At 70.4% G+C, this 12,103-nt stretch carries 10 protein-coding genes; 5 read left to right on the plus strand and 5 right to left on the minus strand.

Annotated features, from left to right (window positions below):
• The coding region (locus BWR60_RS33300) for a TetR/AcrR family transcriptional regulator (RefSeq protein ID WP_144445847.1) at positions 1–580 on the minus strand (580 nt) is incomplete at its 3' end.
• A 124-nt stretch (positions 581–704) separates the two neighbouring features.
• Between BWR60_RS33300 and BWR60_RS33305 the strand changes: the two genes are divergently transcribed.
• The 3 genes from BWR60_RS33305 to pseC all read left to right on the plus strand — a co-directional run bounded on the left by BWR60_RS33305 (position 705) and on the right by pseC (position 4,229).
• The gene (locus BWR60_RS33305; RefSeq protein WP_088157175.1) at positions 705–1,721 is read left to right on the plus strand and encodes a saccharopine dehydrogenase; all 1,017 of its coding nucleotides are present in this window, start codon (positions 705–707) and stop codon (positions 1,719–1,721) included.
• Between the two features lie 176 nt (positions 1,722–1,897).
• The gene (gene pseB, locus BWR60_RS33310) at positions 1,898–2,938 is read left to right on the plus strand and encodes a UDP-N-acetylglucosamine 4,6-dehydratase (inverting) (protein ID WP_088157177.1); all 1,041 of its coding nucleotides are present in this window, start codon (positions 1,898–1,900) and stop codon (positions 2,936–2,938) included.
• A gap of 79 nt (positions 2,939–3,017) precedes the next feature.
• The gene (gene pseC / locus BWR60_RS33315; protein ID WP_230983261.1) at positions 3,018–4,229 is read left to right on the plus strand and encodes a UDP-4-amino-4,6-dideoxy-N-acetyl-beta-L-altrosamine transaminase; all 1,212 of its coding nucleotides are present in this window, start codon (positions 3,018–3,020) and stop codon (positions 4,227–4,229) included.
• Positions 4,230–4,536: 307 nt separating this feature from the next.
• On the opposite strand, the gene BWR60_RS33320 is transcribed toward pseC, so the two are convergent.
• From BWR60_RS33320 to BWR60_RS33335, 4 genes are all read right to left on the minus strand, one after another.
• Entirely contained in the window at positions 4,537–7,659 is a 3,123-nt protein-coding gene (locus BWR60_RS33320; RefSeq protein WP_088157181.1) for an efflux RND transporter permease subunit, read from the minus strand.
• The gene (locus tag BWR60_RS33325; RefSeq protein ID WP_088157183.1) at positions 7,656–8,768 is read right to left on the minus strand and encodes an efflux RND transporter periplasmic adaptor subunit; all 1,113 of its coding nucleotides are present in this window, start codon (positions 8,766–8,768) and stop codon (positions 7,656–7,658) included. Before BWR60_RS33325 ends, BWR60_RS33320 begins: the two co-directional genes overlap by 4 nt.
• 113 nt (positions 8,769–8,881) lie before the next feature.
• Entirely contained in the window at positions 8,882–9,439 is a 558-nt protein-coding gene (locus BWR60_RS33330; protein WP_218823799.1) for a MarR family winged helix-turn-helix transcriptional regulator, read from the minus strand.
• Between the two features lie 77 nt (positions 9,440–9,516).
• Positions 9,517–10,164 carry an NnrU family protein gene (locus BWR60_RS33335; RefSeq protein ID WP_088157187.1) on the minus strand — a complete coding sequence of 216 codons (648 nt, stop codon included), beginning with the start codon at positions 10,162–10,164 and terminating at the stop codon, positions 9,517–9,519.
• A 70-nt stretch (positions 10,165–10,234) separates the two neighbouring features.
• Here BWR60_RS33335 and BWR60_RS33340 point away from each other — a divergent pair, with 70 nt between their 5' ends.
• The gene (locus BWR60_RS33340; RefSeq protein WP_179222055.1) at positions 10,235–10,861 is read left to right on the plus strand and encodes a TetR/AcrR family transcriptional regulator; all 627 of its coding nucleotides are present in this window, start codon (positions 10,235–10,237) and stop codon (positions 10,859–10,861) included.
• Positions 10,862–11,006: 145 nt separating this feature from the next.
• Positions 11,007–11,960 (plus strand): sugar ABC transporter substrate-binding protein, encoded by a 954-nt coding sequence (locus BWR60_RS33345; protein ID WP_088157191.1) that lies wholly within the window; start codon positions 11,007–11,009, stop codon positions 11,958–11,960.
• The last annotated feature ends 143 nt before the right edge of the window (positions 11,961–12,103 follow it).

Consider the following 12,103-nt stretch of genomic DNA (forward strand, 5'->3'; position numbering starts at 1 on the left):
CCCCCACCCCGCCGATGATCAGCGCAGCCAGGGCCCCTGTGGCCCCCGCCTCGTCCACCCGGCCGCGCAGCATGTCGCGCGAGATCGCCTCCGCCGCGCCGATCAGCCCGACGCAGCGGAGGTGCAGCGCGTCGGGCGGCAGGGCCGAATAGGGCGCCAGCGCGTCCCGGTAGAAGGCGACGTAGCGGTCGAGCAGCCGCTGGTGGAACGCCTCCATCTCGCCGTCGCCGCTGAGCGCCGCGGTGATCGCCAGCGCCTCCGGCCCGGCGGTGAGGTAGCAGGCCATATAGGCGCGGCTCATCACCCGGGCGACGTCCGCCAGCCGCCGCGGCGTGCGCTCCAGCGCCTGCAGCAGGGCCGCCACCTGGCGGTCGTCGATGCGCTCATAGAGGGCGATCAGCAGGCCGGACCGGGTGCCGAAATGCTCATAGGCGATCGGCTTGCTGACGCCGGCACGCTCCGCAACATGCGCGAGGGTCAGCGCATCCGTCCCCTCTGCGCGCACGATCGCGAGCGCCGTGTCCAGCAGCTGGTCGCGCCGCTCCGCCCTGGGCAGCTTCTTCGCAGGCGTGGGGCTCATCTCCTGATCCGCGCTCCTCAGCCGAGGCCGCAGCCCGGCCTTGAAATTACCATTGGTAACTTACTATCTGTAAGTTACTGCGGCCGACGACGAGGCCTGGCCGCGCTGACTCAGGAACATGGCGATGCCCGCGACCCAGCACAAACCCGTTCTCATCATCGGCGGATCCGGCGTCGTCGGCGCCCGCGCCGCCCGCACGCTGCGTCGGCTGCAGCCGGAGCTGCCGATCACCATCGGCGGCCGCGACCTCGGCAGAGCCGAGGCGGTGGCCCGCGAGATCGGCGGCGCCGACGCCGCCGCGATCGACCTGGACCGGCCGGATCTGGGCCAGCCGGGCCGGGAGTTCGGCGCCGTCGCCGTCTTCGTCAAGGACGCGACCCTGAACTCGCTGCGCGCCGCCCAGGCCCGCGGCGTGCCCTATGTCAGCACCTCCAGCGGCGTGTTCGAGATCGGGCCGGAGGTGGCGCAGGCGATCCACCGGCCGACCGCGCCGGTGCTGCTGGCCAGCCATTGGCTGGCCGGCGCCGCGGTGTTCCCCGCCCTGCATTTCGGCCGAGCGTACCGGCGGATCGACGAGATCCGGATCGGCGTGCTGCTGGACGAGCAGGATATGGGCGGGCCGGCCGCCGCCGCCGATTATGACCGCATCGTCGGCGCCACCTCGCGGGTCCAGGTGCTGCAGGACGGGCAATGGCGCTGGATCGGCGGCGAGGACGCGGCCGCCCCCTATCGCAGCGTCGACGGGGTCGTGCTGCCGGCCCAGGCCTATTCGCCGATGGATGTGGTCAGCCTCGCCGCCGCCACCGGCGCCCGCTGGATCCGCCTCGACCTCGCCTATGCCCAATCGGCCAGCCGCCGGCGCGGCGAGCCCTTCTCGACCGAGATCGCGATCGAGATGGCGGGCGAGCGCCCCGACGGCACCGCCGGGCGCAGCCGGCATGAGCTGGTGCACCCCGAGGGCCAGGCGCCGCTGACGGCGCTGGGCATCGCCTCGGCGGTCGAGCGCCTGCTCGGCCTGGCCGGCGGCGGGCCGGTGGCGCCGGGGCTGCACCTGCCGGAAACCCTGCTCGACCCTGCGGAGATGGTGCGGCGGCTGGAGGCGTTCGGCACCCGCATCCGCGAGGTCCCGCCGGCGGATTAGGACCCGGGTCGCAGCCGCGCCGGGCCCGCCGCAGAGGACCGGCTCGGCCGCATTGCAAAGCACCACGCGCGCAGGGTATAGGCTGGGTTGTTCATATCCGGGGGCCGGCGCGGTTTCGAACCGGCCCTCAAGGTTTCGATACGACTGGCCGTCCGGTTCAACAGCGCTGGTGATTCATGTATCGCACTTTTGATGACAACCTTGTCGACCTGAACGGCAAGGTCCTTTTCGTGACAGGCGGCACCGGTTCCTTCGGGCGCAAATTCGTCTCCACCATCCTGCAGCGATACAAGCCGCGGAAGCTGATCATCTTCTCGCGCGACGAGCTGAAGCAGTACGACATGCAGAACGCCGTGCGGGCGGCCTATCCGGCCGAGGTGCACAGCTGCATGCGCTTCTTCATCGGCGATGTGCGCGACCGCGAGCGGCTGGCGCTGGCCACCCGCGGCGTCGACTACATCATCCACGCGGCGGCGCTGAAGCAGGTCCCGGCGGCGGAGCACAACCCGTCGGAATGCATCCACACCAACATCATGGGCGCCGAGAACGTGGTCTGGGCGGCCTTGCAGAACCGGGTGAAGAAGGTCATCGCCCTGTCGACCGACAAGGCGTGCAACCCGGTCAACCTGTACGGCGCCACCAAGCTGGCCTCGGACAAGACCTTCGTCGCCGCCAACAACCTGTCGGGCGACATCGGCACCCGCTTCGCCGTCGTGCGCTACGGCAACGTCGTCGGCTCGCGCGGCAGCGTGGTGCCGTTCTTCCGCCAGCTGCTGGAGCAGAAGGCGGATTCGCTGCCGATCACCGACGACCGCATGACCCGGTTCTGGATCACGCTGCAGCAGGGCGTGAACTTCGTGCTGTCGAATTTCGAGCTGATGCGCGGCGGCGAGATCTTCGTGCCGAAGATCCCGAGCATGAAGATCACCGAGCTGGCCCACGCCCTGGCGCCCAACCTGCCGCACCGCATCGTCGGCATCCGCCCGGGCGAGAAGCTGCACGAGGCGATGATCGCGGTCGACGACGCGCATGCGACGGTGGAGCTGGCCGACCGCTACGTGATCGAGCCGCAATTCGGCGAATACACCCGCACCTCCTTCACCGAGGATGCGGGCGGCAAGCCGGTGCCCGACCGCTTCAGCTACTGCAGCGACAACAACACCGAATGGCTGGACGACCGCGAGCTGCTGGAGATCCTGGAGCGGCACGCGAACTGACGGCCCGCCGGGGCCGTCCCCCCGTTCCCTTCCTTGGGGCCCGCTTCCTTGGGGCCCGCGCGGTTCGGAGGCGATCACCGTGACCTTCCTGCCCTATGGCCGCCAGTATATCGACCAGGACGACATCGACGCCGTCGCCCGGGCGCTGCAGGCCGACTACCTGACCACCGGCCCGACGGTGGGCGAGTTCGAGCGCGCCTTCTGCGCCGCCACCGGCTCGCCCTTCGCCGCCGCCTGCTCGAACGGCACGGCGGCGCTGCACCTGGCGACGCTGGCGCTGGGCCTCGGGCCCGGCGATGTCTGCGTCGTCCCGGCGGTGACCTTCCTGGCCACCGCCAACTGCGCCCGCTTCGTCGGCGCCGACGTGGTCTTCGCCGATGTCGACCCGGAGACCGGGCTGATGCGGCCGGAGGATCTGGAGACGGCGATCGCCCGGATCCCGCAGATCCATCCCGAAGGCCGGTTCGCCGCGGTGCTGCCGGTGCATCTGGCCGGCCAGACCGTGCCGCTGGCGCCGATCGCCGAGATCGCCCGCCGCCACGGCGCCTATGTGATCGAGGATGCCTGCCACGCGCTGGGCACCGAGTACGAGACGGCGGAGGGCCGGGTCCAGGTCGGCGCCTGCACCCATTCCGACCTGGCCTGCTTCTCCTTCCACCCGGTGAAGACGATCGCGCTGGGCGAAGGCGGCATGGTCACCTCGGCCGATCCGGCGCTGCAGCAGAAGCTGGCGCGGCAGCGGTCGCACGGCATGACCCGCGACCCGGATGCCTTCGTCAACACCGAGCTGGCGGTCGACCCTGCCCAGGCCGGGGTGAACCCCTGGTACTACGAGATGCAGGAGATCGGCTTCAACTACCGGCTGACCGACATCCAGGCGGCGCTGGGCATCAGCCAGCTGCGCAAGCTGGACTGGTTCAAGGCCCGGCGCCGGGCCCTGGCGGCGTTGTACGACGCGGCGCTGGCGCCGCTGGCCCCGGCGCTGCGGCCGATCGCCAAGGCGCCGGGCTGCGACCCGGTGCTGCATCTCTACGAGGTGCTGATCGACTTCGCCGCGCTCGGCCAGACCCGCGGCCAGGTGGTGCGCGCCCTGCACGCCAAGGGCATCGGCACCCAGGTGCACTACATCCCGGTGAACCGGCAGCCCTATTACGAGGACCTCTACGGCCGCCGGCCCCTGCCCGGCGCCGAATCCTTCTATGCCAGCTGCCTGTCGCTGCCGCTGTACCCGGCGATGCAGGACGGCGATGTCGAGCGCGTGGTCGGCGCGCTGCGCGAGGTGATCGGCTGAGGCGCCTTCGGAGAGGCCGGCTCACCCCCTCACCCGAAATCGCTGTCGCGATTTCGACCTCTCCCCAAGGAGAGGTACCGGAGAGCGCGGCACTTATTTCCCTCTCCTCGGGGAGAGGGAGGGGCCCGTCGCGTTGGCGACGGGAGGGTGAGGGGGTTGGATGCGCCCCTTACAAGAAGCCGTGCAATCATAGCGCGGCAGCGGACGGGGTGCGTCCTTCGCGAGCGATGAGCGCCGTCTCTCTCTCTCTCTCTCTCTCTCTCTCTCTCTCTCCCGGGCGGGCCGTCTTGATCCCGCCGGTGCGCCCTTACTCGGCGCCGGCCGGCGCGGGGATTGCCTCTGGTTCGTGACCTGAGCCGATTCCCGCTTCCGGCGAGACGGCCTCCGCCGGCTTCACCCGGAACCAGGCGGCGTAGAGCGCCGGCAGGAACAGCAGGATGAGCACGGTGCCGATGGCCGTGCCGCCGATCAGCGTGTAGGCCATCGAGCCCCAGAACACCGAATGGGTGAGCGGGACGAAGGCCAGCACGGCGGCGAGCGCCGTCAGGATGACGGGGCGGGCGCGCTGCACCGTGGCCTCGACCACGGCGTGATAGTCGTCGAGCCCGGCATCTTGGTTCTCCTTGATCTGCCCGATCAGGATCAGCGTGTTGCGCATCAGGATGCCGGCGAGCCCGATCAGCCCCAGGATGGCGTTGAAGCCGAAGGGCTGGTTGAAGGCGAGCAGCACCGGCACGGCGCCGACCAGGCCCAGCGGGGCGGTCAGCATCACCATGGCGGTCGCCGAGAAGGAGCGGACCTGCAGCATGATGAAGACCAGCATCAGCGCGATCATGATCGGGAACACGGCGGCGAGCGCGACATTCGCCTTGCCCGCCTCCTCGATCGAGCCGCCCGTCTCGATGCGGTAGCCCGCGGGCAACGAGGCGATCAGCGGCTGCAGCGCCTGCAGGACGCGCATCGAGACTTCGGGCGGCTGGGTGGCCTCGCCGATGTCGGAGCGGATGGTGATCGTCGGGGTGCGGTCGCGCCGCTTCAGGATCGGGTCCTCCATGCGGACCTCGGCATGGCCGATCTGGTCGAGCGGGATCAGCCGCCCGTCTCGGCTGGTGAGCGAGAAATCGCTCAGGCGGGCGGGGTCGAGCCGTTCGCCGCCGGCGCTGCGGGCCACCACGTCGACGGTGCGGATGTTCTCGCGCACCTGGGTGACCGTGACGCCGGTCAGCAGGAACTGCAGCTGCTGCGCCGCTTCCGCCGGCGACAGGCCGATCAGGCGCAGCCGGTCCTGGTCGAGGACGTAGCGCAGGGTCGGCACGCGGTTGCCCCAGTCGCGATTGGCCTGCCGCACGTCGGGCACGCCCCGCATGACGGCGAGGGCCTGATCGGAGATCCGGCGCAGCTCGCCGGCATCCGGCCCCGTGATCCGGAACTCGACCGGGAACGGCGTGTAGGGCCCGAACACCAGCTGGGTGACGCGCAGATAGGCCTCGGGCGCGAGCCCTTCGGCCACGGCCGTGCGCAGCCTATGCTTCAGGGCTTCGCGAGCCTCCGCGTCGGGGGTCAGGATGACGATCTTGGCGAAGGCGGGGTCGGGCAGCTCCGGCGACAGGGCCAGGAAGAAGCGCGGCGCGCCCTGGCCGACATAGCTGGTGACGATCTTCGCCTCCGGCTGGTCCGCCAGCCAGCGCTCGACCGTCTCGACCGTCTTCTCCGTCGTCTCGATGCTGGTGCCCTCCGGCATGCGCACCTCGACCAGCACCTCGGGACGGTCGGAGGTCGGGAAGAATTGCTGCTTCACCGCGCCCATGCCGATGACGGAGAGCGCGAAGACCACGCCCACCGCGCCGCAGGTGAGGAATTTGCGGCGCACGGCGAAGCCGATGACCCGGCGCAGACGCCGGTAGTTCGGCGTGTCGTAGATGGCGTGGTGCCCGCCTTCGACCGGCTTGATCTCGGGCAGCAGCTTCACGCCCAGATAGGGCGTGAAGACGACGGCGACGATCCAGGAGGCGATCAGGGCGAAGCCGACGATCCAGAAGATGTTGCCGGCATACTCGCCGGCGGTCGAGCGCGCGAAGCCGACCGGCATCAGCCCGACCACCGTCACCAGCGTCCCCGACAGCATCGGCGCCGCGGTATGGCTCCAGGCATAGGCCGCGGCCGCGATCCGGCCCATCCCCTCCTCCATCTTCACCACCATCACCTCGATGGCGATGATGGCGTCGTCGACCAGCAGCCCGAGCGCGAGGATCAGGGCGCCGAGGGTGATGCGGTCGAAGAAGCGGCCGGTCTCCAGCATGATGAGGAAGACGACGGCGAGGGTGAGGGGAACCGCGGCCGCGACCACGATGCCGACCCGCCAGCCGAGGCTGAGCAGGCTGACCAGCAGCACGACCCCGAGCGCCATGGCGAATTTCAGCATGAACTCGTCGACCGATTCCGTGATGTTCACGGCCTGGTCGGTCACCTTGGTCAGGCTGAGCCCGAGCGGCAGGCTGCCTGCGATCCTCGCCGTCTCCGCCTCCAGCGCGCGGCCGAGGTCGAGGCCGTTCCAGCCGTCCTGCATCACCGCGGACAGCATCAGCGCCGGCTCGCCCTGATGGCGCATGATGAAGGTCGCCGGGTCCTCGTATCCGCGCCGGACATCGGCGATGTCGGAGAGCTTGAGGGTGCGGCCGCCGGCGGCGACGGGCGTGTCGGCGATCTTCTGCAGGTCGTCATAGGCGCCGTCGAGACGGATGAAGACCTGCGGCCCCTCGGTGTCGATCGACCCCGCCGGCGTCACCGCGTTCTGCCGCTGCAGGGCGGCGAAGATATCCTGCGCCGAGACGCCGAGCGTGACCAGCCTGGCATAGGAGAACTCGACGAAGATCCGTTCCGGCCGCTCGCCGAGAATGTCGATCTTCTTGACCCCGGGCACATGCAGGAGTTGCTGGCGGATCGCCTCGGCCTGGCGGACCAGCGCCCGCATCGGCATGCCCTTGGCCTTCAGCGCATAAAGCGCGAAGCTGACATCCGAATACTCGTCGTTGACGAACGGGCCCATGGCGCCCACGGGCAGTTCCCGGGCCTCGTCGCCCAGCTTCTTGCGGGCCTGGTAGAACTGCTCCTGCACCGCGGCCGGCGGCGTGCTGTCCTTCAGGGTGAGGGTCATGAAGGCGAGCCCGGGCCGCGTCATGGTCTCGACCCGGTCGTACCATTGCAGCTCCTGCAGGCGCTTCTCGAGCGGCTCGGCGACCAGATCCTGCATCTCCTGCGCCGTCGCGCCCGGCCAGGCGGTGGTGACGGTCAGCACCTTCACGGTGAAGGCGGGATCCTCGGCCCGGCCGAGCTTGAGGAAGGCGACGGCGCCGGCGATCGCGATGGCGATGATGAAGAACAGCGTCACCGAACGCTCGCGGACGGCGAGCGCGGAGAGGTTGAAGCTCATGGCGCATCCGCCTTTGCGACCAGCGTGCGGACGGCCTCGCCGTCATGGAGGAGATGGGCCCCCAGGGCCGCGATCCGCTCGCCGGGCTCGAGGCCGGACACGATCGCGGTCTCACCGCCCAGCCGGCGGATCGTCACCGGCCTGAAGCCGACGGTGGACGCGGCCTGGTCGACCACCCAGACGCCGGTCCTGCCGCCGTCGTTCAGGACCGCGCCGATCGGGATCTCGACGAGGTCGGCGGCATCGGCATCCGCGACCCACAGCGTCACCGTCGCGCCCAACGGCGCCGACGCCGCGTCGCCGTCCAGCACGTAGCGTGCCTCGTAGGTCCGGGTCTGCGGATCGGCCGAATCCGACAATTGCCGCAGGCGGGCGGGCCAGCGCCGCCGGTCGAGCCCGTAGACGGTCGCCTCGGCCTGCGCGCCCAGGATCGGCCTGACGGCTTCGGGAAGGGCGACGATGGCCTCGCGCGGCCCGGCATGGGCGAGCCGCACCACCACCTGTCCGGCCGAAACGACCTGGCCGGGCTCGCCGAGCGTTTCGACGACGACGCCGTCCGCATCGGCGATGAGGGTGGAATAGCCGGCCTCGTTCGCCGCGACCCGGGCCTCGGCTTCGGCCGCGGCGAGCTGTGCCTCGGCGGAGTCCAGCGCGGCCCTGGCCTGCTCGTAACGCTGCTTCGTCGCCCATCCCTTCGCCAGCAGGTCGGCATATCTCGCATTGTCCGCACGGGCCTGCACCGCGACCGCGCGGGCGGCGACCGCCGCGTTCTGCCTGGCCGCCAGGGCGAGGCGCAGATCCGTCTCGTCGATGCGCATCAGCGGCTGGCCGGCCGCGACGCGCTCGCCGACATCGACCAGGCGTTCGACGATCTTGCCGGGCACGCGGAAGCCGAGATTGCTCTGCACCCGCGCCGCGATCGAGCCGGTGAATCCCCGCTCGGCATGGCCGACGGTCCTGGCCTCGGCGACCGCGACGACCGGCGGAGCGCTGCGCGGATCGTCCTCCGCCCGCCGCTCCCCGGTCGCTCCGGACGCCACGACGGCGCCCGCCGCGCCGATCGCCAGCAGCGGCAGAGCCACGAACAGCAGGAGGCGCGTCTTGGTCATGAGCGGGTTTCCGACAAGGGGGACAGGCGTTCCGGAAAACCCGGGCGGGTCCGCGCCCGGAGATCAGTGTATATGCACGTATATGCCGAGCCCGGGAGCCTCGTGGCCATCGCTCACCCCCTGCCCGTGACCTGAAAGCGCTCCAGCGAGGACGTCAGCTGCGCCAGATGATCCGGCGGGAGGCCGGCCGTCACCGCCCGCTGGGCCTGATGCCAGCCCTCCTTGGCGCTGGCGAGGATCTCCTCGCCGGCGTCCGTCAAAGTGATGCGCCGCGCCCGCGCATCATGCTCGTCGGCGGTCACGCGCAGAAGCCCGCGCCGGGCGAGCGGCTTCAGGTTCTTGGTCAGGGTCGTACGGTCCATCCCGAGCACCTCCGCCACGTCCCCGATGGTCGGGGATCGAAGCTGCCGAAGCGCGAGGAGGACGGAGAACTGCCAGTTGTTGATCCCGAGCGACCGGAACGCTTCGTCGAACCGGCGGCCGACGATCCGCCCCGCCCGCTGGATGCGCTGGCACAGGCAGGTGCGGGCGATCAGGTCGGCGGTTTCGTCGTCAAGAGAGCGCGAATGTGACATGCCGACCAAAATAGGTGCATATGAACCTATCGTCAAGGAGGTGTTCTCGCGAACCGGCCGGATCGACGTCCTGATGTTCGACAGGAGCCTGCGCAAGCAGATGCGGCTGCCGACCCGGCCCCCCTAGCGACCGAAGGCGCGAGCGGCTTCCTTCCGCTCCGCCCCGGCCCGTCCTACAGGAACCCGTGCAGCCACAGCGCCGCGGCGTAGAGGGCGATCCCCAGCCCCAGGCGCCAGACGGCCAGCTCGCCCAGCCTCAGCTCGCCGCGGCCGGCCAGGATGGCGGCGAAGGGCAGGCGCGAGGTGCGGCGGGCGAAGTCGTCCCAGGCCGGGCCCAGCCGCGCCGCCCGCTTGCGGTCGATCGAGGCCATGCCGTTCAGCGCCGTGACCAGGATGGCGCCGAACAGCAGCACCCCGGCCCGGTGGCCGTTCACGGTCAGATGCGCGAGCGCCCAGAGGGCGAAGGCCCACAGCATCGGATGGCGGGTGATCCGGGTGATGCCCGCGACCGGAAGCTCCGGCCCCAGCCGCTCCGCCGCCACCTGGGTCGGGTTGCCGGGCCCGAGGCTGTAGGCCAGCAGCACGAAGCCCAGGAACACCAGCACCGCCGGCACCCAGAAGGGCGCCGGAGCCCAGAGCGGCTCGTACGGCGCGCCGCGATAGGCCAGGGCCAGCCAGACCAGCCCGGCGGCGCTGAGCACCGAGAACACGCCGCTATAGCCCATCTCCCCCAGCCGGCCGGCCAGCGCCGGGCGCAGCGGGCCGGCGACGACGAGATGCAGCACCACCCAGAACAGCGCGGCGAGAGCGAGCGACAGCATCGTTGCGACCTTTACAGCAGAACCGATCCGGCCGATGTTGACATCAGCAACATAGAATTGGATGTGGACCGTGTCAACATCGGAGCCGGAGGCCCCCGGGCAGCCCTACCATCACGGCGACCTGCGCCGGGCGCTGGTGGCGGCGGCGCGGGCGCTGCTGGAGGAAGCGGGGCCGGAGGCGCTGAGCCTGCGCGATGTCGCCCGCCGCGTCGGCGTCTCGCACAACGCGCCGTACCGGCACTTCCCGACCCGGCAGGCGCTGCTGGCGGCGGTGGCGGCGGAGGGGTTCGCGGCCCTGTCCGACTGCATCGCGAAGGCGCCGCCGGGGCCCGGGATGGCGGCGGGGTTCCGCGGCTATCTCGGCTTCGCGCGCGAGCAGCCGGGGCTGTACCGGCTGATGTTCGACGGCGGGCTGCAGAAATCGGCCGACCCGGCGCTGTGGACGGTCGGCGAGCGCGCCTATGACGGGCTGCGCCGGGCCGTGCACAGCCTGGCGCCGGGGGCGGACCGCGCCGCGGTGGTGGCCGCCTGGGCCCAGCTGCACGGGCTGGCGCTGCTGGTCATCTCCGGCCAGCTGGCCGACGATCTGGTGCGCGACGGCGGGCTGGACGCGCTGGCCGGCCGCGCCGCGGCGATCCTGGAGGCCGGGCTGCGCGGCGCCGGCGGTCCCGATCAGGCTGGCCGTGAAACGGCCTGACCAGAAATAGAACAGAAATTCTGAATTGCGTTCCGGTTAAAAATCCTGTTCAATTCTCGTGATCAACCGACTTCGGCGGCGGACCCGGGCTGAGGCCTCCTCCGGCGCCGATGAATCGGGCGACGAAACCGAGGGAGGACCAGGAATGCTTCGGACATTGCTGTGCGGCGCGGCCATGAGCGCCGCCATGGTGCTGGGCCTGGCGGCCGCGCCCCAGGCGGCGCAGGCGGCCAATGAGCGCTTCGTTCTGATCAGCCACGCCCCCGATTCCGACAGCTGGTGGAACACCATCAAGACCGCGATCCGCGAGGCGGGCCAGCAGGTCGGCGCCAAGGTGGACTACCAGAACCCGTCGACCGGCGACCTCGCCGACATGGCCCGCATCGTGCAGCAGGCCACCGCGTCGAAGCCCGACGGCATCATCATCACCATCGCCGATTTCGACGTGCTGAAGGGCCCGATCACCGACGCGGTGAAGAAGGGCATCCCGGTCATCACCATCAATTCCGGCACGGCGGAGCAGAGCAAGGCGCTGGGCGCGCTGATGCATATCGGCCAGCCGGAATACGACGCCGGCAAGGGCGCGGGCGAGAAGGCCAAGGCCGCCGGCGTCACCAAGTTCCTCTGCGTCAACCACTACATCACCAACCCGGCCTCGGTGGAGCGCTGCCAGGGCTTCGCCGATGCCCTCGGCGTCAAGCTGGGCGACCAGATGGTCGATTCGGGCATGGACCCGGGCGAGGTGCAGACCAAGGTCTCGGCCTATCTGCGCGCCCATCCGGACACCAACGGCATCCTGACGCTGGGGCCGAACTCGGCCGAGCCGACGATCCAGGTGCTGCAGGCCAACAAGCAGGCCGGCAAGATCTTCTTCGCCACCTTCGACCTGAGCCCGGCGATCGCCGCCGGCATCAAGGACGGCACGGTGACCTTCGCCATCGACCAGCAGCCCTACCTGCAGGGCTACCTGCCGGTGGTGCTGCTGGCGAACTACGTCCGCTACGGCGTGATCCCCAGCAACAACATCAACTCCGGCCCCGGCTTCATCACCAAGGACAACATCGCCCAGGTCGAGAAGCTGGCCGGCGAATACCGGTAGGCGAGCACGGGAGCGCCGCCCCGGCGCTTCCATCCCAGTGAGTCCCCCCTCCCCTCGCGGGAGGGGGTTGGGGGAGGGGGTTCGCACCGGTCGAGCGGTCTCGGCAAGATCGGTCCCCTTCATCGACAGCCCCCTCCCCCTAC

Source organism: Inquilinus limosus (genome assembly GCF_002195995.1).
GTDB classification, from domain to species: domain Bacteria; phylum Pseudomonadota; class Alphaproteobacteria; order DSM-16000; family Inquilinaceae; genus Inquilinus; species Inquilinus limosus_C.